Annotated in this window: 25 protein-coding genes and 4 tRNA genes; 20 read left to right on the top strand and 9 right to left on the bottom strand. The window is 57.4% G+C overall.

The genetic code is table 11. The features are described from left to right. Window positions 1-93: 93 nt before the first annotated feature. Together GIW69_RS22040 and GIW69_RS22035 are read right to left on the bottom strand one after the other, a co-directional pair. Complete coding sequence (locus GIW69_RS22040; RefSeq protein WP_236484887.1) at window positions 94-288, bottom strand: hypothetical protein; 195 nt, start codon at window positions 286-288, stop codon at window positions 94-96. A 231-nt stretch (window positions 289-519) separates the two neighbouring features. After that, the gene (locus tag GIW69_RS22035) at window positions 520-882 is read right to left on the bottom strand and encodes a hypothetical protein (protein WP_236484886.1); all 363 of its coding nucleotides are present in this window, start codon (window positions 880-882) and stop codon (window positions 520-522) included. Between the two features lie 244 nt (window positions 883-1126). Between GIW69_RS22035 and GIW69_RS22030 the strand changes: the two genes are divergently transcribed. Together GIW69_RS22030 and GIW69_RS22025 are read left to right on the top strand one after the other, a co-directional pair. Beyond that, entirely contained in the window at window positions 1127-1945 is an 819-nt protein-coding gene (locus tag GIW69_RS22030; RefSeq protein WP_236484885.1) for a shikimate 5-dehydrogenase, read from the top strand. Window positions 1946-2146: 201 nt separating this feature from the next. After that, a complete protein-coding gene (locus tag GIW69_RS22025) occupies window positions 2147-2647 on the top strand; it encodes a cupin domain-containing protein (RefSeq protein WP_236484884.1) in 501 nt (166 codons plus the stop codon). 118 nt (window positions 2648-2765) lie between these two features. On the opposite strand, the gene GIW69_RS22020 is transcribed toward GIW69_RS22025, so the two are convergent. Further along, a complete protein-coding gene (locus GIW69_RS22020) occupies window positions 2766-3413 on the bottom strand; it encodes a DUF480 domain-containing protein (RefSeq protein WP_236484883.1) in 648 nt (215 codons plus the stop codon). Between the two features lie 124 nt (window positions 3414-3537). On the opposite strand from GIW69_RS22020, the gene GIW69_RS22015 reads away from it, so the two are divergent. Then, complete coding sequence (locus GIW69_RS22015) at window positions 3538-4047, top strand: DUF1993 domain-containing protein (RefSeq protein WP_236484882.1); 510 nt, start codon at window positions 3538-3540, stop codon at window positions 4045-4047. Window positions 4048-4145: 98 nt separating this feature from the next. Here the strand turns inward: GIW69_RS22015 and sstT are convergent, their stop codons facing one another. Then, a complete protein-coding gene (gene sstT / locus GIW69_RS22010; protein ID WP_236484881.1) occupies window positions 4146-5378 on the bottom strand; it encodes a serine/threonine transporter SstT in 1233 nt (410 codons plus the stop codon). A gap of 300 nt (window positions 5379-5678) precedes the next feature. Here sstT and GIW69_RS22005 point away from each other — a divergent pair, with 300 nt between their 5' ends. Then, window positions 5679-6842, top strand: a complete 1164-nt coding sequence (locus tag GIW69_RS22005; protein ID WP_236484880.1) for an MFS transporter — start codon at window positions 5679-5681, stop codon at window positions 6840-6842. Here GIW69_RS22005 and nhaR read toward each other — a convergent pair. Further along, the gene (nhaR, locus tag GIW69_RS22000; protein ID WP_236484879.1) at window positions 6837-7736 is read right to left on the bottom strand and encodes a transcriptional activator NhaR; all 900 of its coding nucleotides are present in this window, start codon (window positions 7734-7736) and stop codon (window positions 6837-6839) included. The two genes, GIW69_RS22005 and nhaR, sit on opposite strands and share 6 nt — an antisense overlap. Window positions 7737-7921: 185 nt before the next feature. Here nhaR and GIW69_RS21995 point away from each other — a divergent pair, with 185 nt between their 5' ends. Both GIW69_RS21995 and GIW69_RS21990 read left to right on the top strand, forming a co-directional pair. Continuing rightward, window positions 7922-8161 carry a hypothetical protein gene (locus tag GIW69_RS21995; protein ID WP_236484878.1) on the top strand — a complete coding sequence of 80 codons (240 nt, stop codon included), beginning with the start codon at window positions 7922-7924 and terminating at the stop codon, window positions 8159-8161. A gap of 29 nt (window positions 8162-8190) precedes the next feature. Beyond that, the gene (locus GIW69_RS21990) at window positions 8191-8940 is read left to right on the top strand and encodes a TerC family protein (RefSeq protein WP_236484877.1); all 750 of its coding nucleotides are present in this window, start codon (window positions 8191-8193) and stop codon (window positions 8938-8940) included. A 78-nt stretch (window positions 8941-9018) separates the two neighbouring features. Here the strand turns inward: GIW69_RS21990 and GIW69_RS21985 are convergent, their stop codons facing one another. Next, window positions 9019-9222, bottom strand: coding sequence for a hypothetical protein (locus GIW69_RS21985; RefSeq protein WP_236484876.1), 204 nt, complete (start codon window positions 9220-9222; stop codon window positions 9019-9021). Between the two features lie 202 nt (window positions 9223-9424). On the opposite strand from GIW69_RS21985, the gene GIW69_RS21980 reads away from it, so the two are divergent. The 3 genes from GIW69_RS21980 (at window position 9425) to GIW69_RS21970 (ending at window position 10615) form a co-directional block, all read left to right on the top strand. Then, window positions 9425-10099, top strand: coding sequence for a C39 family peptidase (locus GIW69_RS21980; RefSeq protein WP_236484875.1), 675 nt, complete (start codon window positions 9425-9427; stop codon window positions 10097-10099). Window positions 10100-10189: 90 nt separating this feature from the next. Beyond that, window positions 10190-10396 (top strand): DUF6021 family protein, encoded by a 207-nt coding sequence (locus GIW69_RS21975; protein WP_236484874.1) that lies wholly within the window; start codon window positions 10190-10192, stop codon window positions 10394-10396. A 12-nt stretch (window positions 10397-10408) separates the two neighbouring features. Then, on the top strand, window positions 10409-10615 hold the full coding sequence (locus GIW69_RS21970) for a hypothetical protein (RefSeq protein WP_236484873.1): 207 nt from the start codon (window positions 10409-10411) through the stop codon (window positions 10613-10615). A 61-nt stretch (window positions 10616-10676) separates the two neighbouring features. Here the strand turns inward: GIW69_RS21970 and pbpG are convergent, their stop codons facing one another. Beyond that, a complete protein-coding gene (gene pbpG / locus GIW69_RS21965; protein ID WP_236484872.1) occupies window positions 10677-11615 on the bottom strand; it encodes a D-alanyl-D-alanine endopeptidase in 939 nt (312 codons plus the stop codon). A 241-nt stretch (window positions 11616-11856) separates the two neighbouring features. After that, entirely contained in the window at window positions 11857-12711 is an 855-nt protein-coding gene (gene folD / locus GIW69_RS21960; RefSeq protein ID WP_236484871.1) for a bifunctional methylenetetrahydrofolate dehydrogenase/methenyltetrahydrofolate cyclohydrolase FolD, read from the bottom strand. A 275-nt stretch (window positions 12712-12986) separates the two neighbouring features. On the opposite strand from folD, the gene GIW69_RS21955 reads away from it, so the two are divergent. From GIW69_RS21955 to GIW69_RS21905, 11 genes are all read left to right on the top strand, one after another. After that, window positions 12987-13063 (top strand) — tRNA-Arg (locus GIW69_RS21955). 32 nt (window positions 13064-13095) lie between these two features. Then, window positions 13096-13171, top strand: a tRNA-His gene (locus GIW69_RS21950). A gap of 56 nt (window positions 13172-13227) precedes the next feature. Continuing rightward, window positions 13228-13312: transfer RNA gene (locus tag GIW69_RS21945), tRNA-Leu, on the top strand. 74 nt (window positions 13313-13386) lie between these two features. Next, window positions 13387-13462 (top strand) — tRNA-His (locus tag GIW69_RS21940). A 290-nt stretch (window positions 13463-13752) separates the two neighbouring features. Then, window positions 13753-15063: a trigger factor gene (gene tig, locus GIW69_RS21935; protein WP_236484870.1), complete on the top strand. Its 1311-nt coding sequence runs from the start codon at window positions 13753-13755 to the stop codon at window positions 15061-15063. 93 nt (window positions 15064-15156) lie between these two features. Next, window positions 15157-15792: an ATP-dependent Clp endopeptidase proteolytic subunit ClpP gene (clpP, locus tag GIW69_RS21930; protein ID WP_236484869.1), complete on the top strand. Its 636-nt coding sequence runs from the start codon at window positions 15157-15159 to the stop codon at window positions 15790-15792. A 112-nt stretch (window positions 15793-15904) separates the two neighbouring features. Next, window positions 15905-17188 (top strand): ATP-dependent Clp protease ATP-binding subunit ClpX, encoded by a 1284-nt coding sequence (gene clpX, locus GIW69_RS21925; RefSeq protein ID WP_003223632.1) that lies wholly within the window; start codon window positions 15905-15907, stop codon window positions 17186-17188. A 163-nt stretch (window positions 17189-17351) separates the two neighbouring features. Then, window positions 17352-19748 carry an endopeptidase La gene (gene lon / locus GIW69_RS21920; RefSeq protein WP_236484868.1) on the top strand — a complete coding sequence of 799 codons (2397 nt, stop codon included), beginning with the start codon at window positions 17352-17354 and terminating at the stop codon, window positions 19746-19748. A gap of 150 nt (window positions 19749-19898) precedes the next feature. Next, window positions 19899-20171 carry an HU family DNA-binding protein gene (locus tag GIW69_RS21915; RefSeq protein WP_008077714.1) on the top strand — a complete coding sequence of 91 codons (273 nt, stop codon included), beginning with the start codon at window positions 19899-19901 and terminating at the stop codon, window positions 20169-20171. A gap of 231 nt (window positions 20172-20402) precedes the next feature. Then, a complete protein-coding gene (locus GIW69_RS21910; RefSeq protein WP_236484867.1) occupies window positions 20403-22259 on the top strand; it encodes a SurA N-terminal domain-containing protein in 1857 nt (618 codons plus the stop codon). 222 nt (window positions 22260-22481) lie between these two features. After that, window positions 22482-23288, top strand: coding sequence for a DUF2242 domain-containing protein (locus GIW69_RS21905; protein WP_236484866.1), 807 nt, complete (start codon window positions 22482-22484; stop codon window positions 23286-23288). Between the two features lie 344 nt (window positions 23289-23632). Here the strand turns inward: GIW69_RS21905 and GIW69_RS21900 are convergent, their stop codons facing one another. Continuing rightward, window positions 23633-24673 carry an AraC family transcriptional regulator gene (locus GIW69_RS21900; protein ID WP_236484865.1) on the bottom strand — a complete coding sequence of 347 codons (1041 nt, stop codon included), beginning with the start codon at window positions 24671-24673 and terminating at the stop codon, window positions 23633-23635. Window positions 24674-24675 lie beyond the last annotated feature (2 nt).

The following is a 24675-nucleotide window of genomic DNA, read 5'->3' as shown; positions in this document are numbered from 1 at the left end:
TCCATCAAACGATGGGGCTACCTTAAGGATTAGACGGCTAAAGGGACAATCAACGCTCTCAATAGTCGTCATTGATGCCGTTGAGGGCCGGCGTCAATCCACCACTTGATCGAGCATGTGCATGATTTCTCGCTCATCAAGCAAGCCTTTGCGCACCAGGTTTTCCGCCAGCAGCGAAGCAAACTTGGCGGTGCGATGGCCCTCCAGATGCTTGAGCTCGGTCAAAGTGTTGTAGACCTTGTCCGAGGTGCAGAGACCAACGATGCGGTGAGGGTTTTGTGTCGGCATGGCGTCGTCCTTGTTGTTATCAACCTGTTGTGAACGGACGGATTCAGATTGCGGTTCCGTCATGACAAATAGATGACCGATGGGTGAACGGGCACGCAAGCGTCGAATTCATCATGCCGACTTTGCTTGCAGGTACTGTTCCGACAACGACCTTCACGCGATTTTTTCAGACCTTTACCGACCAACGGCCGTAAAAAAGCCCCGCTTGATAAGCGAGGCTCCGTATGCCGTTTACCAGCGCGGGCGGCCGTAGTAGCCATGGGGCGGACCGTAATAGCCGCGAGGCGGGCCGTAATAAACCGGTGCCGGCTGCACGTAAACAGGTCGTTGCACATAAACCGGCGCCGGCTGGTAATAAACCGGTGGTGGCGGCTGTTGCACGTAGACCGGTTGCGGTTGCACGTAAACCGGCTGTTGCTGCACATATACCGGGCGATCCTGGTTGATGAGTGCGGAGCCGATGATGGCCGAGCCGACGATCGCACCGAACACCGCCGGGCCCTGCCAGCCACCGCCGCCGCCGTGGGCTTCTGCTTGCCCTGTGAAAGCGAAGACGCCGATCAGCAAGGCCACGATGGGGAGTTTACGAATCATGATAGTTCCTCGGTTCTTCGACCCGGCGTCCAGGCCTGCAATAGGAGCATGGATGACTCGGGGATACTTCTAAGACAGCAACATTTGGAAAAACAGCACGGCCGCAGGGTAAATTTTGTGTAAGGTCTGTACCGGTTTCCTTACCGGCCCGAGCATGGCCGGCGCAGACGCCGCCATGATCGAACAGAAGGCGATGGAACGGCCAATCCCGCCCATCCGAAAGTGCATTCGAAGGAGATATTTCATGCAGATGAACCCCAACAAAGACACCCAGCTGTGCATGTCCCTGTCAGGGCGGCCCGGGAATTTCGGTCTGCGGTTTCATAACCATTTGTATGAACAGTTGGGACTGAATTTCTATTACAAGGCATTCAGCAGTCAGGACCTGACCGGTGCGGTCGGCGGCATTCGGGCGTTGGGCATTCGCGGCTGCGGCGTATCGATGCCGTTCAAGGAGGCGGCTATTGCTCTGGTGGATGAACTGGATGCGTCAGCGGCGGCGATCCAGTCGATCAACACCATCGTCAACACCAACGGCCATTTAAAGGCTTACAACACCGATTACATCGCCATCGCACAACTGCTTGAGGGCCACGCGGTACCGAAGGACTCGACCTTCGTCCTGCGTGGCAGTGGCGGCATGGCCAAGGCTGTGGCCAGTGCCTTGCGTGACGGCGGTTACAAATTCGGCTCGATTGTCGCCCGTAACGAGCGCGCGGGCCGGGCGTTGGCGGATTCGCTGGGCTATCGCTGGCAGGCCGAACTGGGCGATGAACGGCCGCAGATGTTGATCAACGTCACGCCGGTGGGCATGGATGGTGGGCCTGAGGCGGGTCAATTGGCGTTCGAGCCTGAGGCGATCAAAGCAGCGGACACCGTGTTTGATGTGGTGGCGATTCCGTCGGAAACCCCGTTGATCGTGCGCGGACGTGTCGAGGGTAAGCGGGTGATTACCGGCCTGGAAGTCATCGCGATTCAAGCGTTGGAACAGTTTGTCCTTTACACCGGCGTGCGGCCAACGGTGGAGCAGTTTGACGCGGCAGTGGCGTTTGCCCGCAGCTGATCTGGCAAGTGTGGTGGCCGGCTGGACCTCTTCGCTGGCAAGCCAGCGCCCACAGGGTTTCGGGTGGATGCAAAATCCCGGTACTGGCGCGATAGCGGTGGGCGCTGGCTTGCCAGCGATGAAGTCACGGCGGTCTGCCAGAAAGGTTGCTTAAAAGACCAACAATAATCGTATTTATAAACCACCGTGATCGAGGTTCGCATGCATCCGCCCATTCTCAACCTGAACGACGTCACGCTCGAACCACTCCCTGAGGCCCTTGCCCCCGAAGGCGAAACCGCCGGGCGTTATCAGCAGCGGTTTGCCAGGATAGGCCAGCAACTCGGTTCGCAGAAACTCGGTTATCGCCTGTACGCGTTACCGCCAGGTATGCGCGGCAGTCCGTTTCACAGTCATCGGGTCAATGAGGAAATGTTTTACGTGGTCGTCGGAGAAGGGGAAGTGCGCTTGGGCGCCGAACGGTTTCCGATTCGTGCCGGTGACGTGATCGCCTGTCCGCCGGGTGGCCCGGAACAGGCGCATCAGATTATCAACACCAGCCAGGCCGAATTGCGTTACCTGGCGGTCAGCACCCAGCAGCAGCCGGAGATTTGCGAGTATCCGGATTCGAACAAATATGCGGTGATGGACAACGTCGGGGCGGGCGGGTTTCTGGCCGTGGGACGGCAGGCGGACGGTGTGGATTATTGGGATGGAGAATAGAACTCCACAAAACCCTGTAGGAGTGAGTCTGCTCGCGATAGCGGAATGTCAGCCACATTGTTTTTGAATGTGTTGCGGCTATCGCGGGCAGGCTCGCTCCTACAGTGTGCGGCGGTGGTTATTCGAGTTGCGACAGTCGCTCTTCCAACGCCGCAATTCGCGCTTCCAGTTCTTCGATGCGCTCCACCGAAACCCCGTTGCTTGCCCCTCGTTCCTGCGGATGCTGGCGTGCACTGATGATCGCTTCGATGTCCGCCGGATCGCCCAGCGCGTGGGTGTAACGGTCTTCACGCTGCCCGGCCTGTCGCGGGATCAGCAATGCCAATCCCCGCGCAATCAAGCGTTCCAACTGATGCACCACCTGCTCGGCATCCTCGAAATCATGCATGCGCCCGCTGCGAGTGAGCAGCTCGTTGACGGTCTGCGGGCCGCGCAGAAACATCAGTCCGGTGAGAATCACCTGCGCCGGCACCAGCTCCAGCGCCTTGTCGACCTTGTGCTCCCAGCGGTCGGCGCGGCTGCCCATCACCAGTTTGGTGAAACCCCGGCCTTCCAGGGCGCGCAGGCTCTGGCCGACCTGGCCCTGAGTCAGGTTCATCACCGGTTCGCGGCTGGTTTTCTGATTGCAGGCCAGTACCAGGGCGTTGAGGGTCAGCGGATAGGTTTCCGGGCTAGTCGCCTGCTTCTCGATCAGCGAGCCGAGGATGCGGATTTCTGCGGCATTGAGCCGTGGTTCGTCGAAGCTGATTTCTGGTTCGGTGGTCATCGCGCGTCTCCCTGCAGTCGAAGGCGCTTAGCCTAATCCTTGCTGGATAAAAGACAAGCCGCAGCGCGCGCGGGCATGGCTATAATCGCCCCACGATTCAATCCCGCCACCACACGAGACTGCTATGACCATTTCCCTGTACGCCGCATCCGTCCCGGTTTTCCAGCAAATGCTCAACGCCCTGAGCGATGTACTGAAAAAGGCTGAAGCCCACGCCACCGAGAAAAACATCGACCCGAACGCTTTCCTGCAAGCACGCCTGTACCCGGACATGTTTCCTTTGGTGCGTCAGGTTCAGATCGCCGTCGATTTCGCCAAAGGCGTTTCTTCGCGTCTGGCTGAAGTCGAACTGCCGAAGTACGACGACAGCGAAACCACCTTCGCCGACCTGCAAGCCCTGATCGCCAAGGTTCTGGCGTTCATCGGCGAGTTCAAGCCTGAGCAGATCGATGGCAAGGAAGGCATTGAAATCGTGACCCGTCCAGGCACGCCGAAAGAGAAGCGCTTCACCGGTCAGGCTTACCTGCTGACTTACGGTCTGCCGCAGTTTTTCTTCCACGTGACCACCACTTATGCGCTGCTGCGTCACAACGGCGTGGAAGTGGGCAAGCGCGATTACATGGGCGCGTTCTAAGCCGCCCTGCAATAAAAAGCCCGCCAAGGTTTGCGCCTTGGCGGGCTTTTCTTTGCCATTGTAGGAGTGAGCCTGCTCGCTCCTACAGTGGATGGGTGTCAGGCCGTACGCTGCGCCTTGGCTTCTTCACCCAGGCAGGCCGCCGCCGTAAACAGCACATCGGTCGACGAATTCAGCGCTGTCTCGGCCGAATCCTGCAACACACCGATGATGAAACCCACCGCAACCACCTGCATGGCGATTTCGCTTGGAATGCCGAACAGGCTGCACGCCAGCGGAATCAGCAGCAACGAACCACCGGCCACACCCGAGGCGCCACAGGCGCAAATCGCCGCCACGACGCTGAGCAGGATCGCCGTCGGTATATCCACAGCGATGCCGAGCGTGTGCACCGCCGCCAAGGCCAGAACGGTGATGGTGATCGCCGCGCCCGCCATGTTGATGGTGGCGCCCAGAGGAATCGAAACCGAATAGGTGTCTTCGTGCAGGCCCAGACGCTTGCTCAGTTCCAGATTGACCGGAATGTTCGCCGCCGAGCTGCGGGTGAAAAACGCGGTGATGCCGCTTTCACGCAGGCACTGGAAGGTCAGTGGGTATGGATTGCGACGCAGCTTCCAGAACACGATCAATGGGTTCATCACCAGTGCCACGAACAACATGCAGCCGAGCAATACGGCCAGCAGATGCGCGTAACCGATCAGCGCGCCGAAGCCGGAGGTGGCCAGGGTCGAAGCCACCAGGCCGAAAATACCGAGCGGGGCGAAGCGAATCACTACGCGCACGATCACGGTCACGCCGTTGGACAAGTCGCCGAGCACTTCGCGGGTGGTATCGCCGGCATGACGAATCGCAATGCCCATGCCGATCGCCCAGGCGAGGATGCCGATGAAGTTGGCATTCATTAGGGCATGAACCGGATTATCGACCACGCTCAGCATCAGGCTCTGCAGTACTTCGCCGATACCGCCCGGCGCTGTTACCGCAACGTTGTCGGTGGACAGCACCAGATTCGACGGAAACATTGTGCTGGCAACCACGGCGACCACAGCCGCGCTGAACGTGCCGAGCAGATACAAGAACAGAATCGGACGAATGTGGGTTTCCTGGCCGTGTTTGTGGTTGGCGATGGACGCCATCACCAACACGAACACCAGAATCGGTGCCACGGCTTTCAGCGCCGAAACAAACACCTTGCCGATGAAAGCGGTGGACGTGGCGGCTTCGGGCGCCAGCAGGGCAAGGGCAATACCGGCAATCAAACCGATCACGATTTGCGTGACCAGGCTCAGGTTTTTCAAGCGTTGCAAAAGAGAAGGGGATGAAGCGGTCATGACGGCATCTCTGTTTTTATAAGTGCAAAGTTGCGTGACACATGTGGAAAAGCAGGGCAGGCCACAGGCACGAACCGAAGGGCTGATTAGACTGTACGTTTTGCAGGGCGCGGACTTTATCACAGCGTAGGCCAACTCCTTCAGGCCTGTGACGATCTGCCACCCGGTGAGTCCACACAATAGACAGCTTTGTGCAAGTCAGTGCGGACACACTCTGTTAAGATCCGCCATCCTCATTTTCAAATTTCGCCAGCGAACCTTCGGGTCGTCGCTGGTGTTGTCGTTTTGCTGGAGTTTCCCATGTTGTTTCCCATTCTTCTGTTGTCCGCCGCCGGCTTCACGGTGCTGACCACGGAGTTCGTCATTGTCGGCCTGCTGCCGGCAATTGCCCGCGACCTCGACGTCAGCATCCCGCAGGCCGGATTGCTGGTGACATTGTTCGCGTTCACCGTGGCGGCGTTCGGGCCGTTCCTGACGGCTTACTTTGCCCGCTTCGAGCGACGCAAATTGTTCATCAGCATTTTGGTGATGTTCGGTGTGGCCAATACCGTGGCCGCGCTGGCGCCGAATATCGGGGTGATGGCGGTTGCGCGGCTGATTCCTGCACTGGGTTTGCCAGTGTTCTGGGCGCTGGCGAGCGAGACAGCGGTGGACATTGTCGGCCCGGATCGCGCGGGTCGCGCCATCTCCAAGATCGGCTTCGGCATCGTCTGCGCGACCGTGTTCGGTATCCCGGTGGGCACACTGATTTCCGATGCGTTCGGCTGGCGCAGTGCATTTGGCATCCTTGCGTTCATCGCCCTCGCTAAAGCACTGCTGCTGTACGTTTACCTGCCAAAGACCAGCCTGCATCAGCATCAGGTCAGCTTCCGTTCGCAGTTCAAGATCCTGCGCAGCCCGCTGATGCTCGGCCATGTGCTGCTGTCGATCCTGGTGTTCAGCGGCATGTTCACCGCTTACACCTATTTGGCAGACATCCTTGAACGTCTGGCCGGTTTCAACGGCACGGTGGTCGGCTGGTGCCTGATGGGCTTCGGCGCCGTCGGCTTGATCGGTAACTCGCTGGGCGGCCGCGCGGTGGATCGCCATCCCTTGGGAGCGTCTCTGCTGTTCTGTGCATTCATGATTGCCGGTTTGGTGTCGTTGGTGCCGAACATCCATTCGCCGGTAGGTCTGGCGGTGGCGTTGGGCATTTGGGGCGTGACTCAGGCGGCGCTGTTCCTGGTCAGCCATGTGCGCCTGATGAAAGCTGCGCCCGAAGCGCCGGCCTTTGCCGCATCGCTGAACATCGCCGGTGCCAACCTCGGGATCGGCTTGGGCGCGATGATCGGCGGTCGGGTGATCGACAGTGCAGGCCTCGGCTTTTTGGGCTTTGCCGCTGCCGGGTTCATTTTGCTGTCGGTGTTCCTCGCCATGGTACTGATGACGCTTAAGCCGCGCGAAGTCTGCGCCCAAGCCTTATAACGCGGTAAACAACTCACGTCGGGCACCTTCGGTAATCGCAACGATGCCGGGGTGCTTGATTTTGCGCTCTACCGAAATAGCGTAGAACGACTCGCTGACCGCGTCGGTCTGGCCCATCACCTGGACGCCATACTGGCGCTTCACTTCCTCGGCAATCACGCTCGGGCCGATGAATATCCCGCTGCCGGATTGTCCGAACGCCTGCATCAACGCACTGTCATCAAACTCGCCGACAATCCTCGGCTGGATTCGCTGTTCGTCGAACCAGCGCTGCAAGCGGTTGCGCACCACGGTTTCCGCTCCGGGAATCAGCATCGGCGCGCCGTGCAGGCTGCGCGGAAAGTCATGGCCGTACTGTGCGGCGAGTTCGGCGGTGGCGAAAAAACTGACGCCGCATTCGCCGAGTTTCTGGCTGTAGCCCTTGATGTCCAGATGGCTCGGCATCGGGCTGTCGGAGATCACCATGTCCAGGCGCTGGATCGCCAGATCCGCCAGCAAACGCTCAAGCTTGTCCTCGCGACAGGTGATGCGCAGCGGCTTGTCCAGTTCCATCGTGGGCGCGAGCAGGCGGTAGACGATCGACTTGGGCACCACATCCGCCACGCCGACGCGAAACAGGATTTGCTGCTCGTTGGGTTGGGCGCGCAGCATCAGTTCCAGTTCGCCGCCAATCTGAAACATCTGCTCGGCGTACGGCAAGATTCGGCGTCCGGCCTCGGTCAGTTCCAGTTGCCGGCCGACACGGCGGAACAGCTCAACGTCGTGCGTCTGCTCAAGCAGGGAAATCTGCCCGCTGATGGTCTGTGGCGTCAGGTTCAGTTGCTCACAGGCACGCACAATGCTGCCAGTCTTCGCCACCACCCAGAAATAATGCAGTTGCCGGTAATTGAGCATGAAGTAGATCCCCCTGTAGGCCCAGCCTGCGGCAGCTCCTACATAAAAGCAAAACGTCGTAATTCGTAAAAGCCGAAGTATAGCTGCTAAAAATACGAATTTTCCTGAAGTGTTTGCCTCCCTAGAATGCCCTCCCACAACGGCCTGTGTTTCGAGCCGTGTCTGATCTATCGAGGGCAAACAACATGAAATTCAAATCCACAGCATTGCTGATCGCGTCTTTAATGGTTCTGGCCGGGTGCGACCAGGCCGAAAAAAGCGCTCAGCAAATGATGGGGCAGGCCGCCGAGGTGGCCAAGCAAGCGATTGATGACACCCATAAAGCGGCGGAACAGGCATTGAGTGACGCCACCGGTTACGAAATCAGCAAGAAAGAATCGAACGAAGATGCGGAAAAATCCGAAGCGTCTTCACAGGAAATCTAATTCGTCTTACACAGAGTCAGGACTGACCCATGGAATATCTGTTAGAACTCGCCGCCAGCCCGACCGCTTGGGTTGCCTTGGCCACATTGGTAGTGATGGAGATCGTGCTCGGTATCGATAACCTGATCTTCATCTCCATCCTGACCAACAAACTGCCCGTCGAGCATCGGCAGAAAGCACGGCGTATCGGTATCGGCATGGCGCTGATTCTGCGACTTGGCCTGCTCAGCACCATCGCGTTCATCGTCCAGTTGACCGCGCCGGTCATCGAGATCCTCGGCCATGCGTTTTCCTGGAAGGACATGATCCTGATTGCCGGTGGCCTGTTCCTGTTGTGGAAGGCCACGACCGAAATCCATCACAGCATGGATCCGGCACCGGACGATCCGAAAAGCGCTAGCTCGACCGTGACCCTGGGCTTTGCCGCCGCCATCGGCCAGATCCTTTTGCTCGACATGGTGTTCTCCATCGACAGCATCATCACGGCGGTCGGCATGACTGAACACCTGCCGATCATGATTATCGCGGTGGTGGTGTCCGTGCTGGTGATGCTGCTGGCGGCTGATCCGCTGGCCAAGTTCATCAACGACAACCCGACGGTGGTGATGTTGGCCTTGGGCTTCTTGATCATGATCGGCATGACGCTGATTGCCGAAGGCTTCGGCGCACATGTACCGAAAGGCTATGTGTATGCGGCGATGGCGTTCTCGGCGGCGATCGAGGTGCTGAACATGATGTCGCGCCGGGCTCGGCAGAAGAAGTTGAGCGCGCAGGCTTAACCGCCAGTAACAAAAAGCCGCCTGGGCTCGAAAGTGCCCAGGCGGCTTTTTTATTGAGTTTTTTGGGGTTGTTCTGGCTCAGTGAGCAGTGACATGTTGCTCGTGGCTTTCTGAAGGCTTTTCGACGTCCACGGACTGCACCGGATGGTGATGACGCCGCGAAATACGCAGTACGCCCCACAACATGGCGGTGGCGACGGCTAGCCAGCCGGCGATCAACATTACGATAGTCAGGGTCAGGCTCATCAATGCCTCCTCGTTGCCCAGCACTTGGGCGCGCATACTTTTGCGTTGTCCTGTTTGCTAAGTGACAGTCTAGTCGCTGAGGTGTTTCAAGCGATTGACCAAAGGTCGGTAGCGACCAATCAGTTCGCTCTATGCATGCGGCGAGTCTGTAGTTTAAGGCTATACCGCGGGCGTTGGCCGTCCTATGATCCTCGGCCACGGCCGGAACATGATGATCGGCGACTGACAGAGAGTGATGATGGTGCAGGTATTTTCTCGAATTCGTATGGCGCTGCTGGTGTCCGGCTGTGCTGCCGTCCTGTCGGGTTGTGCGGGCAGTGTGGCACCTGAAGTGAAGCGTTTGCCGGAGCGCGTCGAACTCAGTGGGACGTTCTATCGTGGCCAGGCCAATCAAAGCGGGCCGCAGGTGTTGGCGAGCCTGTTGTCGCAGCAGGGCATCGTGATTACTCCGGGGTTGCTGGAGAAGCCGCTGCATTTGCCGGGTGCCGAAGACAAGCTGCAGCAGAATCTGCAACAGCTTGCCCGCGAGTACGGCATGATGGTTTATCCGCTGGACGATAAGCTCCCGGCATTGTTGGCCCAAGTGGCGGCGGGTTATCCGGTGATGGTGCGCTTTAGCGAAGGCTCAGCGTTCTGGGCCGAGCCGCGTTACGCGATCTTGTCGGGCTACGATCGCAAGAAGCAGACAGTGCTCCTGCGTGCCGGAATGAATCGTCGGCAGTTGATGAGCTTCAGTGCCTTCGAATCGGCATTCGAAAAGGCTGGGGGTTGGGCGATATTGATTCAAAAACCTTCGCAGATTCCGGCGGCGGTTGATCGCCAGCGCTGGTTGAAAGCCGCCGATGATTTAGCTGCGGCGGGAGAAGAGCAGGCTGCCGTTCGAGCAAAAAAAGCGTTGGCGGCGCAGCAATAGTTTCCGTTCGTCATGTGCCGGGCACCCTCACGCCCGGTCAGCCTCCTAATAAGTGATGCCCATTTCCGGGCGAACTGAAAGGAGGCGAACATGGCACACTCCCCAACACCCAGCGGCCCGCATTCTTCCGAGCATTCGTCTGGCGACGATTTGGGATTTGATCCGGACTCGCCAGACGTTTCCGATCCGCAGGTCGACCCCATCGGCCCGGCCAAGGCGCCCAAAGATGATAAGCCGGACGATAAGTCCAGAAACCCCGCGAAACCCTACGACCCTTTGGGTAACCTGAAACCCTGAAGCGAGGTGCGTATGAGTACCGATTCAAGTTTCGATGACCAAAAACCGGACAGCGTACCCATCACGCCGGAAACGGAGGTGGATCCGGTACTCGATCCACAAAGTCCGCTACGCGACCCGCTGGCGCGTCCAGCCGTCGTGACGCCTGAGCATTCGCGCGATCCAAGTGCCGGTGATGGCATTCCGGATGACGATCAAATGCCATTGCCCAACGACTGATCTTTGAGTTGGCAGGCGAAAAAAAGCCCCGAAGGTTCGGGGCTTTTTTGCGTCTGGCCGATTACTTCGACACTTCAACCACACCAGTCTGGCGGCTCTTGAGGTTCTTATCTGCTTTGTACTGAAGCGCCACCGCCGGCGCGTTGGTGCTCTTGCCGGTTTCTATCCAGCTGCGAATGCGGCTGGCATCGGCGAAGTGCGTGTATTTGCCGAATGCGTCAAGAATCACCAATGCCACCGGGCGATTGCCCATGCTCGTCACCAGCACCAGACAATGTCCGGCCTGATTGGTGAAGCCGGTCTTGGTGATCCTGATGTCCCAATTAGGCTTGTTCACCAAGTGGTCGGTATTACGAAAGCCCAAGGTGTAGTTGGGTTTGCGAAACGACACGGTTTTCTCTTTGGTCGTGGTCAGTTGAGTCAACAGCGGCTGCTTGTGCGCAGCCACCAGCAACTTGCTCAAGTCGCGGGCGGTGGACACGTTGCGCGGCGACAGGCCGGTCGGCTCGACAAAATGCGTGCTGGTCATGCCCAGTGCCTTGGCCTTGGCATTCATGGCCGCGATAAATGCCGCGTAGCCGCCCGGATAGTGGTGAGCCAGGCTGGCGGCGGCGCGGTTTTCCGAGGACATCAAAGCGATCAGCAGCATCTCGCGACGTGGCAATTCACTTTTCAGCTTGACCCGGGAAAACACGCCCTTCATTTCCGGCGTGTTGCTGATGTCGACATTAATCCATTCGTCCATGTTCTGTCGGGCTTCAACCACGACCAGACCCGTCATTAATTTACTCACCGAAGCAATCGGCACGATCACGTCCGGGTTGCTGGAGTAGATGACTTTCTTGGTTTGCATGTCCATAAGCAGCGCGCTGCCGGAGGCAATCTTCAGTTGCGTGGCGTCACGGGGAGCGGCGGTGGTTTCGGCGGCGTTGACCGTTGGCGTGAGGAGTGCGCCTGAAAAAGCAAAAACCAGGCTCAGGATGGAAAGACGAATATTCACGCGGGCGAACTCATAAAGGTTGGAAACTCGGTTCTTTGTAACTAGTTGTGTCGCAAAAACGACGCATTGTAGAAGTATGGTTGAAGAACTGTCGATGATTGTTCCCGCAGCATGAAAATGCCGTGAAAAGGCGTGCAAAAAGAGGGGTTTCCGTCGAACGGTTAGAGTTTTTTCTCAAGAAATAAAAAACCCCGCGCCGGGCGGGGTTCTCAACGGTCACAAGGTACTCGTCACGCCTGATTTAGCTGTGCAGGGTTTCTGCCGCGTACAGTGTGTTTTCCAGCAGGCAGGCGCGGGTCATCGGGCCTACGCCACCCGGTACCGGGGTGATCCATCCGGCACGGGGCAGGGCGGTTTCATAAACCACGTCACCGACCAGTTTGCCGTCGTCCTGACGATTGATGCCGACATCGACCACGATCGCGCCTTCCTTGACCCATTCGCCTTTTACCAGGCCCGGCTTGCCGGCGGCGACTACAACCAGATCGGCACGGCCGACGTGGCCGGCCAGATCCTTGGTGAAACGGTGGGTCACAGTTACGGTGCAACCGGCCAGCAGCAATTCCATTGCCATCGGGCGGCCCACGATGTTGGACGCGCCAACCACCACTGCATCCATCCCGTAAAGATCGACACCAGTGCTTTCCAGCAACGTCATGATGCCTTTCGGGGTGCAGGGGCGCAGCAGCGGGATACGCTGGGCGAGGCGGCCGACGTTATAAGGATGGAAGCCGTCGACATCTTTGTCCGGGCGGATGCGCTCCAGCAGTTTCGAGGCGTCGAGGTGTTCCGGCAGGGGAAGCTGAAGCAGAACGCCGTCGATCGCAGGGTCTTCGTTGAGGCGATCGATCAGATCGGTCAGCGCTTGCTGAGTGGTTTCGGAAGGCAGGTCGTAGGCTTGGGAAATGAAGCCGACCTCTTCACAGTCTTTACGCTTGTGCGAGACATAAACCTGAGAGGCAGGATCGCTGCCGACCAGGATCACCGCGAGGCCTGGTGTGCGCAGACCTTGCTGGCGACGTTCGGCAACCCGTTGGGCGATCTGCTGGCGCAGGCGGGCGGCGATCGTTTTGCCGTCGATTAGTTGTGCAGTCATTGCGCGTGATTAACCATCGAGAGGGGAAAAAAAGAGAACGCATTCTCGCATGTCGGACGGCGAGGGCAAAGGCGCTTGGTCAGCAAATCCGCCTAACTCCTTTAATTAAATGAATTTTTTATAAAAAGGATTTGACGACCTTTAGGGGGCTCTATACTATTCGTCGCACTTGTCGGGCACAGCCTAGCACTGGTTAAGAAGGTCGAGCGGAATTACGGTTTCGCAAAACTGGAAAGCACTTAGTTTGTAGTCCTCCAAGGGTACAGATTAACAAGGCGCCCGTAGCTCAGCTGGATAGAGCATCCGCCTTCTAAGCGGATGGTCGCAGGTTCGAGTCCTGCCGGGTGCGCCATTAGGCAGCTTTGGCACAAGTAGCGCGATATGGTGGGCGTAGCTCAGTTGGTAGAGCACGGGATTGTGACTCCCGTTGTCGTGGGTTCGATCCCCATCGTCCACCCCATATTTCGAAAGGCGCCAGATCAATAGTCTGGCGCCTTTGTTTTAAAAGCTTCATCCGCGGATGTGGTGGAATTGGTAGACACACTGGATTTAGGTTCCAGCGCCGCGAGGCGTAAGAGTTCGAGTCTCTTCATCCGCACCAATCAAAGCTTCATTCATGCCGCTGGCTGGGTGGGGTTCAACAAAGAAGTCTTGGCTTTTTTGTTACGCAATATGGTGGGCGTAGCTCAGTTGGTAGAGCACGGGATTGTGACTCCCGTTGTCGTGGGTTCGATCCCCATCGTCCACCCCATATTTCGAAAGGCGCCAGATTTAACAGTCTGGCGCCTTTTTTGTTTTAGCGTTCGGGGAAATGGTCGGTATCTCTTCTATATATAGAAGGGACTGGCGCAGAGCCCTGGCGTAATTGTCTGTATTCGCCTGTGGGGTACGATGTTTTCATGCATTTGTACCCATAAATTGCCTGCTGCGTTTTTACCCGTTTTCAGTAGGGTGACTTCTTGAGTTTGACCCACTAGAATGCATGCCCTTGATTCTGGGGTCGGAAACGGCCGGCTAACGTCTGTGCAACGAGGAATATCCATGCAAGTTTCTGTTGAAAATACTACTGCTCTTGAGCGCCGCATGAGCGTCACCGTGCCGGCTGAGCGCATTGAGAGCCAGGTCAACAAGCGTCTGCAGCAGACTGCCCAAAAGGCCAAGATTGCTGGCTTCCGTCCAGGCAAAGTACCAATGAGCGAAATCAAGCGCCGTTTTGGTGCTGATGCGCGTCAGGAAGCTGTCGGCGACGTGATCCAGTCGTCGTTCTACGAAGCTGTGGTTGAGCAGAAGCTGAACCCGGCTGGTTCGCCTTCCATCGAGCCTAAATCCCTGGAAGCGGGCAAGGACCTGGAATACGTTGCCGTATTCGAAGTGTTCCCTGAGTTCACCGTTGCCGGCTTCGAAGGTATCAACGTCGAGCGTCTGAGCGCTGAAGTGGCTGACGCCGATCTGGACAAGATGCTGGACATCCTGCGCAAGCAGAATACCCGCTTCGAAGTGACCGAGCGCGCTGCTCAGAACGAAGATCAACTGAACATCGATTTCGTTGGCAAGGTTGACGGCGAAGTATTCGCTGGCGGCTCCGCCAAAGGCACTCAGTTGGTACTGGGTTCCGGCCGCATGATTCCTGGCTTCGAAGAAGGCCTGGTTGGCGCTAAAGCAGGTGAAGAGCGCGTTTTGAACCTGACCTTCCCAGAGGACTATCAGAACCTGGATCTGGCTGGTAAAAACGCCGAATTCACAGTGACCGTGAACACTGTCTCCGAGCCTAAGCTGCCAGAGCTGAACGAAGAGTTCTTCGCTCAATTCGGCATCAAGGAAAGCGGCATCGACGGTTTCCGCACCGAAGTTCGCAAGAACATGGAGCGTGAACTGCGTCAGGCGATCAAATCCAAGGTCAAGAATCAGGTCATGGACGGTCTGCTGGCCACCAACCCGATCGAAGTGCCAAAGGCTCTGCTGTCCAACGAAGTTGACCGTCTGCGCGTGCAGGCTGTTCAACAATTCGGCGGCAACATCAAGCCAGACCAACTGCCGGCCGAACTGTTCGAAGAGCAAGCCAAGCGCCGCGTAGTGCTGGGCCTGATCGTGGCTGAAGTGGTCAAGCAATTCGACCTCAAGCCAGACGACGCCCGCGTTCGCGAAATGATCCAGGAAATGGCTTCGGCTTACCAAGAGCCAGAGCAGGTTGTGTCCTGGTACTACAAGAACGAGCAGCAACTGAACGAAGTCCGTTCGGTTGTGCTGGAAGAGCAAGTTGTGGATACTGTTCTGCAGAAAGCCAGTGTGACCGACAAAGCGGTCTCTTACGAAGAAGCAGTCAAGCCGGTAGAAGCTCCACAAGCCGACTGATTGTTTTTTGCGCTAGAAATGCACACCATAAGCCAGCTTTCGAGCTGGCTTATGCGTATTCAAGACATAACTATTTGGGAGTGACTGCAGAGCATGTTCCGTAATTCGTATATTCAGCAGAACTCTGATATCCAGGCCGCTGGCGGTCTGGTCCCGATGGTTGTCGAGCAGTCTGCTCGTGGCGAGCGCGCATACGACATTTATTCGCGCCTTCTCAAGGAGCGAGTGATCTTTCTGGTAGGTCCGGTAGAGGACTACATGGCCAATCTGATCTGCGCGCAACTGCTGTTCCTTGAAGCGGAAAACCCGGACAAGGACATCCATCTGTATATCAACTCCCCGGGCGGTTCGGTGACTGCAGGCATGTCGATCTACGACACCATGCAGTTCATCAAGCCTAATGTTTCTACCACTTGCATTGGCCAGGCCTGCAGCATGGGCGCGTTCCTGCTGACAGCGGGTGCCCAGGGCAAGCGCTACTGCCTGCCGAACGCACGTGTGATGATTCACCAGCCACTGGGCGGTTTTCAGGGCCAGGCGTCGGATATCGAAATCCACGCCAAGGAAATCCTCTTCATCCGCGAGCGCCTGAACTCGTTGATGGCCAAGCACAGCGGCCGCACCCTTGAAGAGATTGAGCGCGATACCAATCGCGACAACTTCATGAGTGCACAAGCTGCGCGCGATTATGGCTTGATCGACGAAGTGATCGAGCAGCGCCCCGCTTAATATAAGCAGCTCAATATAAGGCTGGTCGGCGGTTCTGATCATTTGCGGGCTTGAAAAAGCCCGCAATAGCCTTCATCTTGTGTTGCAAGCCTATCGGATTTGGATCGAACGAATGACTGACACCCGCAACGGCGAGGACAACGGCAAGCTGCTCTATTGCTCCTTCTGTGGCAAAAGCCAGCATGAAGTGCGCAAATTGATTGCCGGCCCCTCGGTCTTTATCTGCGACGAGTGCGTCGACCTGTGCAACGACATCATCCGCGAGGAGGTGCAGGAAGCCCAGGCCGAGAGCAGCGCGCATAAATTGCCTTCGCCTAAAGAAATCAGTGGCATTCTTGACCAGTATGTAATCGGTCAGGAACGTGCCAAAAAGGTTCTGGCCGTAGCGGTGTACAACCACTACAAGCGCCTGAACCAGCGTGACAAAAAGGCTGACGACGTCGAACTCGGCAAGAGCAACATCTTGCTGATCGGCCCGACAGGCTCGGGTAAAACCCTGCTGGCCGAAACATTGGCCCGCTTGCTGAACGTTCCGTTCACCATCGCCGACGCAACCACTCTCACCGAGGCGGGTTACGTGGGGGAAGATGTCGAGAACATCATTCAGAAGCTACTGCAAAAGTGCGATTACGACGTGGAAAAGGCCCAGATGGGCATTGTCTATATCGACGAAATCGACAAGATTTCCCGCAAGTCGGACAACCCGTCGATCACCCGTGATGTCTCCGGTGAAGGCGTGCAGCAGGCCTTGCTCAAGTTGATCGAAGGCACGGTCGCTTCCGTACCGCCGCAAGGTGGTCGCAAGCATCCGCAGCAGGAATTCCTGCAAGTCGATACTCGTAACATACTGTTCATCTGCGGTGGTGCGTTCTCTGGTCTGGAAAAGGTTATTCAAAACCGTTCCACCAAGGGCGGCATCGGTTTCAACGCAGAAGTTCGCAGCAAGGAAGAAGGCAAGAAAGTCGGTGAGTCCCTGCGTGAAGTCGAGCCTGACGATTTGGTCAAGTTCGGTCTGATCCCGGAATTCGTCGGTCGTCTGCCGGTACTGGCAACGCTGGACGAGCTGGATGAGGCTGCGCTGATGCAGATTCTCACCGAGCCGAAGAATGCCCTGACCAAACAGTACGCCAAGCTGTTCGAGATGGAAGGCGTGGATCTGGAATTCCGCACTGACGCTCTCAAATCGGTCGCCAAGCGTGCCCTGGAACGTAAAACCGGTGCCCGTGGCCTGCGCTCGATTCTTGAAGGTGTGCTGCTCGACACGATGTATGAAATCCCCTCGCAATCCGAGGTGAGTAAAGTCGTGATCGATGAAAGCGTTATAGAAGGCAAGTCCAAGCCACTGTATATCTACGAAAACAGTGAGCCGACTGCCAAGGCAGCGCCGGACGCCTAAGCGTCCAGTCTGCTGGAATAAAGAAGGGGCCTTCGGGCCCCTTTTCTTTTAAGCAGTTTTTTACATCCGCTTTGCGCTTGTTTTTTTCGAAAGCAGCCCCCATCTTGGTTTCAAGCTTAATTCCATCTGATTACGGCCTTATGGCCGCCGTAGAGGCGAAATCATGAAGACAACCATCGAATTGCCTCTCTTGCCATTGCGTGATGTTGTGGTTTATCCGCACATGGTTATCCCGCTGTTCGTGGGGCGCGAGAAATCCATCGAAGCCCTTGAGGCCGCGATGGCGGGCGACAAGCAGATCCTGTTGCTGGCCCAGAGAAACCCGGCCGACGACGATCCCGGCGAAGATGCCCTGTATCGCGTAGGCACTGTTGCCACTGTCCTGCAATTGCTCAAGCTGCCCGATGGCACCGTCAAGGTTCTGGTCGAAGGCGAGCAGCGGGGCGCAGTCGAGCGTTTCAGCGAAGTCGATGGTCATTGCCGTGCGGAAGTTTCGCTGATCGATGAAGTCGATGCGCCGGAACGTGAATCCGAAGTGTTTGTGCGCAGCCTGCTGTCGCAGTTCGAGCAGTATGTGCAGTTGGGCAAGAAAGTCCCGGCTGAAGTCCTGTCGTCGCTCAACAGCATCGACGAGCCCGGTCGCCTGGTAGACACCATGGCGGCGCACATGGCGCTGAAGATCGAGCAAAAGCAGGAAATCCTCGAAATCATTGATCTGTCGGCCCGGGTCGAGCACGTGCTCGCGTTGCTGGATGCCGAGATTGATTTGCTGCAGGTCGAAAAACGCATTCGCGGCCGCGTCAAAAAGCAAATGGAGCGCAGCCAGCGCGAGTACTACCTGAATGAGCAGATGAAGGCCATTCAGAAAGAACTCGGTGATGGCGACGAAGGCCATAACGAAATCGAAGAGCTGAAAAAGCGAATCGATGCCGCCGGCCTTCCGAAAGACGCCATGACCAAAGCGACTGCCGAGCTGAACAAGCTCAAGCAAATGTCGCCGATGTCCGCTGAGGCCACCGTGGTGCGTTCCTACATCGATTGGCTGGTGCAGGTGCCGTGGAAGGCGCAGAGCAAGGTGCGCCTGGATCTGGCACGTGCCGAAGACATTCTCGACGCCGATCACTACGGCCTCGAAGAGGTGAAGGAGCGCATCCTTGAATACCTCGCCGTGCAAAAACGCGTGAAAAAAATTCGCGGCCCGGTGTTGTGCCTGGTCGGCCCTCCGGGTGTGGGTAAAACCTCGCTTGCCGAGTCGATCGCTCACGCCACCAACCGTAAATTCGTGCGCATGGCCCTCGGTGGCGTGCGTGATGAGGCGGAAATCCGTGGTCACCGCCGGACTTATATCGGTTCGATGCCGGGAAGATTGATTCAAAAGATGACAAAGGTGGGCGTTCGCAACCCGCTGTTCCTGCTCGATGAAATCGACAAAATGGGCAGCGATATGCGCGGCGATCCGGCGTCGGCATTGTTGGAAGTGCTCGACCCAGAGCAAAACCACAATTTCAACGATCACTATCTGGAAGTCGATTACGACCTGTCCGATGTGATGTTCCTGTGCACCTCGAACTCGATGAACATCCCGCCAGCGTTGCTGGATCGGATGGAAGTCATCCGTCTGCCGGGCTACACCGAAGACGAGAAGATCAACATCGCAGTCAAATACCTGTCGCCGAAACAGATTCAGGCCAACGGTTTGAAGAAGGGCGAACTGGAATTCGATGAGGAAGCGATCCGCGACATCATTCGTTATTACACCCGCGAAGCCGGCGTCCGTGGCCTGGAACGGCAGATTGCCAAGGTCTGCCGCAAGGCAGTCAAAGAGCACGCGCTGGAAAAACGCTTCTCGGTAAAAGTGACAGCTGACCTGCTTGAGCATTTCCTTGGCGTGCGTAAATTCCGCTACGGCCTGGCCGAGCAGCAGGATCAGATCGGTCAGGTGACAGGCTTGGCGTGGACGCAGGTTGGCGGCGAGTTGCTGACCATCGAAGCGGCCGTCGTACCCGGCAAAGGTCAACTGATCAAGACCGGTTCGCTGGGCGATGTAATGGTCGAATCGATCACCGCCGCACTGACAGTAGTGCGCAGCCGCGCGAAGAGTCTGGGCATTCCTCTGGATTTCCACGAGAAGCGCGACACGCACATTCACATGCCGGAAGGGGCGACCCCGAAGGATGGCCCGAGCGCAGGTGTGGGCATGTGCACGGCATTGGTGTCGGCGTTGACGGGCATTCCGGTGCGCGCAGATGTTGCCATGACCGGCGAGATCACCTTGCGTGGTCAAGTGCTGGCGATTGGCGGGCTGAAGGAAAAACTGCTGGCGGCTCATCGCGGCGGGATCAAGATTGTGATCATTCCGGAAGAGAACGTGCGCGATCTGAAGGAAATTCCTGACAACATCAAGCAGGATCTACAGATTAAACCGGTTAAATGGATTGACGAGGTCCTGCAAATTGCGCTGCAATACGCGCCGGAGCCCTTGCCGGATGTGGCTCCCGAGATAGTTGCCAAGGATGAAAAGAGAGAGTCTGACGCTAAGGAAAGAATCAGCACGCATTAATAAGGTTTTGCCTGGGGGGCTTCCTTGACAGCTTTTTAGAGCCCTTGATATAAAGCGGCTCTTATAGTGTCTGTAGGCCATTCAGCACTTGCTTTTGCTTTCACCAAAAAACTTAGAAATATACTCAAAATAGATATAAGGGGACTTAGAGTGAACAAGTCGGAACTGATTGATGCTATCGCTGCATCCGCTGATATCCCGAAAGCTGCTGCTGGCCGTGCGCTGGACGCTGTGATCGAATCCGTCACTGGCGCTCTCAAGGCTGGCGACTCTGTTGTTCTGGTAGGTTTCGGTACCTTCTCCGTGACTGACCGTCCTGCCCGCGTAGGTCGTAACCCACAGACCGGCAAGACGCTGCAAATCGCTGCTGCTAAAAAGCCTGGCTTCAAAGCCGGTAAAGCACTGAAAGAAGCGGTCAACTAAGTTCGTTTCAAGTTTTTACCCATCCGGGTCGGGTACACGCCTGACTTGGCAGCGGAGCGGTAGAGCAGGGGATTGAAAGAGTTTCCTGTAACGCCGGGATCGAGGGTTCGAGCCCTGTCCGCTCCGCCAGTTACGAGAAGGCGCATCCTCGGATGCGCCTTTCTTCTATCCGGATTCTACCCACGCTCCACGGTTGCCTAATTTTGAAGTTCAACCGTTTCTGGGGGACGCATGCTGCAGAATATCAGGGACAATTCACAAGGCTGGATTGCCAAGACCATTATCGGGGTCATTGTTGTATTGATGGCCTTGACCGGTTTCGACGCCATTTTTCAGGCCGCCTCTCACACTAACGAGGCGGCGCAGGTCAATGGCGACGAAATCAGCCAGAACGAGCTGAGCCAAGCCGTTGATATGCAACGCCGTCAGTTGATGCAACAACTGGGCAAGGATTTCGACGCTTCGTTGCTTGATGAAAAAATGCTCCGCGAGTCGGCCCTCAAAGGTCTGATCGATCGCAAGCTGCTGCTGCAAGGCGCAGAAAACTCGAAGTTCGCTTTCTCTGAAGGCGCTCTGGATCAGGTGATCCTGCAGACGCCTGAATTCCAGGTAGACGGCAAGTTCAACTCCGACCGCTTCGACCAGGTGATCCGTCAACTGGGCTATAGCCGCATGCAATTCCGCCAGATGCTGGCCCAGGAAATGCTGATCGGCCAACTGCGTGCCGGTATCGGCGGCAGCGGTTTCGTCACCGACGCACAGGTACTGGCTTTCGCCCGTCTGGAAAAGCAGACCCGTGATTTCGCCACCCTGAACGTCAAGGCTGATCCTTCGGCCGTGAAGCTGACCGACGAAGAGGTCAAGGCTTACTATGACGAACACGCCACGGAATTTATGACCCCGGATCAGGTGGTCATCGATTATCTGGAGTTGAAAAAGGCTTCGTTCTTCGACCAGGTCAGCGTCAAGGATGAAGACTTGCAGGCGGCGTATCAGAAAGAGATCGCCAACCTGTCGGAGCAGCGTCGTGCGGCGCACATTCTGATCGAAGTGAACGACAAGACCACCGAAGCCCAGGCCAAGGCCAAGATCGAAGAGATTCAGGCGCGCCTGGCCAAGGGCGAGAAGTTCGAAGCCCTGGCCAAAGAGTTCTCGCAGGATCCGGGCTCGGCCAACAATGGTGGTGATCTTGGTTTTGCCGGTCCCGGCGTTTATGACCCGGCGTTCGAAAAAGCCTTGTACGCACTGTCCAAGGATCAAGTGTCCGAGCCGATCCGCACCGATTTCGGTATTCACCTGATCAAGCTGCTGGGTGTCGAAGCGCCGGAAGTACCGACGTTCGAAAGCCTGAAAGCCAAGCTGACTCACGATGCGAAAACCCAACAGGTCGAGCAGCGTTTCGTCGAGGCGAGCAAGCAGCTGGAAGACTCGGCGTTTGAATCGTCCGACCTGGCCCAGCCGGCGCAGGATCTGAAGCTGACCGTGCACACCTCCAAGCCGTTCGGCCGTGAAGGTGGCGAAGGTGTTACAGCGAATCGTGCCGTGGTCACCGCTGCATTCAGCACCGAAGTGCTGGATGAAGGTGCCAACAGCGCGGCGATCGAACTGGATCCTGAAACCATCGTCGTGCTGCGCGCCAAGGAACACTTGAAGCCTGCACAGCTGCCGCTGGAAAGCGTGGACGCGAGCATTCGCGCCCAACTGACCAAGGAGCATGCCAGCGCTGCCGCCAAGACCAAGGCCGAGCAGATGATCGCTACGCTGCGTGATGGCAAAGCCGTTGACGGCCAGAGCTGGAAAGTGACCGAAGCGGCCACCCGGGCCCAGGAAGGTGTTGATCCGGCCGTGCTGCAAGCACTGTTCCGCATGCCTAAGCCGGCTGCGAAAGACAAACCGACCTTCAGTAGCGTGACCCTGGCTGATGGCAGCCTGATGATCGTGCGTCTGAACGGCGTGAATGAAGCGGCTGCGCCGACCGATGAAGAGAAGGCTCAATACCGTCGCTTCCTCGCCTCGCGTGTGGGCCAGCAAGACTTCGCGGCTTTCCGCAAGCAATTGGAAGCCCAGGCGGAGATCGAGCGTTTCTGATCCTGTTTGAGTGACAAGACGAAGCCCCGGCCTTACCGCCGGGGCTTTTTTGTGTCTGTATGCGACCGAGCCGGTGGAATTCCCGCACCTTCAGACGGCGTGCCTTTTACCTGTCGTGCATCATCGGTATGGTTGTAACTGTTTTAAGACACTAATCCATACGCCGCAGGGCCGCGTTCTGTTGCACAATACGCCCCGGACTGTTTCCCCTCAGGATGTTTAATGTTGATTTCATCTCCCCTGCGTTTCGTCGGCTTGGCGCTGGTGCTGACCGTCGCTGCCGGCTGTGCAAAAGACAAGCCGATCTATGAGCATGAGAATTTCGACGACTCCGGTACGTTTTCACGCAATTATCCGGTGACCGACAGCGCCAGTTGCGAAGCGGCCCGTCGCGCGTTGCTCAGCCAGGGCTACATCATCACCAGCAGCGACCCGAAACTGGTCAGCGGCCACAAAAGCTTCCAGCAGACCGGTGATACCCACTTGGAGATCAGCTTCAATGTGGTGTGCGCCGAAGATGGCAGCTCTGCGCACCACGCCACGGTATTTGCCAACGCGCTTCAGGATCGTTATGCACTGAAAAAGACCAACAACTCCGCCAGCCTGGGCGTGGGCGTGTTGGGTTCGGTGTCGATGCCAATCGGCTCATCCGACGATTCGATGGTGAAAGTCGCCAGCGAAACCGTGACCTCGCAGAAGTTCTACGAGCGCTTCTTTGCACTGGTCGAGCAGTTCATGCCGGCGGAGGCGAAGAAAAAGGCGCACATCGAAGAGCAGCCAAAACCTGACCTCGGTGTGCCGGAACCAAAAGCCAATCCCACGCCGCTGGTGCCGGCGGCAGAGCCCGTTCCGGCGCCCGCCAGTGAACCCGCTCCGGTAAGTTCGGAGCCGATAGCGCCGCCTGCTGAAGCTGCGCCAATCACACCGAGCGAGCCTGCATCCACCGCGCCTGTTGAAGAAGTCGTAACGCCGCCACCGCCCAGCGATCTGCCGGCACCGTCCGAGCCAATCCCGGCGCTGCCCCAGTAACGTCTGTAGGAGTCGAGCAAGCTCGGCTCCTGCTTTTTGGGCATAGGAACGCCGATCCCCCTGTCGGCGCAGCCTGCGGCAGCTTTTTCACAAAATTTTCCAACGCCTGCTACGTTTAATCAGATGAAGGACACGTTTCATTTTTCCTTCACACGGGCACTTTATGCTCGTGGCCAAGGTCAGTTGATCAAGCCATTTTCATAGCGGGCAGTTGGGGGATCACACGATGGACGACTATCAAGAAGAACTGCTCGAATTCCAGGCCTTGGAGCTGGACTCGCCGGAGCCTGAAGAAGATGCTACGGAGTTGTAAGCCGCAAAAGCTTAAAGCTTAGAGCTTGCATCTAGACGCTGTTCCTATGACCTCTTCGGAACTCACCCGGTGTCTGGCCGTTCCAGCGCTTGAACGCGCGCTGAAAGGCTTCGGCTGAGGCGAAACCCAGCAGGTAGGCGATTTCGCCGAACGCCAGTTCGGTGTCGCGGATGTAGGTCATTGCCAGATCACGGCGGGTGTCATTGAGGATCGCGCGAAACTGCGTGCCTTCTTCGGCCAGTTTGCGCCGCAGTGTCCAGGTCGGCAGCTTCAGGCGTGCCGCCACTTCTTCCAGGTCGGGCTCCCGGCCACCATTGAGCAGCGGCCCCAGCAACTGCGTGATGCGCTCGCGCAGGCTGCGGGTGCGGGTCAGCTGTTCCAGTTCTCGTTCACATAGTTGCAGCAAGTGCCGCCAGGTGCTGGGGCAATGTTGCGGGTTGCGTTGGGCGAGGCTCTCAAGGCTCAAGCGCAGTTGATTGTGTTCGGCGCTGAACTGCAGCGAACAATCGCCGAGCACGGTGTAGGCATCGCGGTAGTCTGGCGCATCGAATGCGATGTCGATCCGTTCAGCCCTTAGCTTTTCACCCCCGACGCTGGACAACTGCTGCAACCACCCGGCGATGATCGAATCCACCACGAAGCGGTTGTAGGCGTTGTACGGGCTGATCGAATAGAACCGCAGCCAGGCGCCGTTGGCGTCTTCGTGAAAGCTCGACTGGCCGCGATAATTCGAGCCGTAAAGCGCCTCGAATCGAATCAGGCAGCGGGCGGCTTCGCGCACGGTGGGGGCTTGCGCGGCGGTGATACCGGCCAGCCCGGCATGGTTCAGTCGGCTGTGGCTGCCCATGCGTAAACCCAATGCCGGATCGCCGGTCAATTGAATGGCGGCGTGGCCCAGGCGCATGTAACGCGGGATCGACAACCGGGCACCGGCCTCGGCGAGTCGTGCAGTATCCAGCCCGTATTGTTCAAGGAGCGGCAACGGATCCAGGTCATGACTGCGCACCGCATCGGCGAGGCTGTGAACGAAACCCACCGACAGATCCCCGAGACGCATCGGCAGCGGTTTCATGA

This window comes from Pseudomonas syringae (assembly GCF_021605415.1).
Lineage (GTDB): Bacteria > Pseudomonadota > Gammaproteobacteria > Pseudomonadales > Pseudomonadaceae > Aquipseudomonas > Aquipseudomonas syringae_S.
Note: the sequence above shows the minus strand (reverse complement) of the source record. Positions and strands in the feature narration are given on the sequence as shown.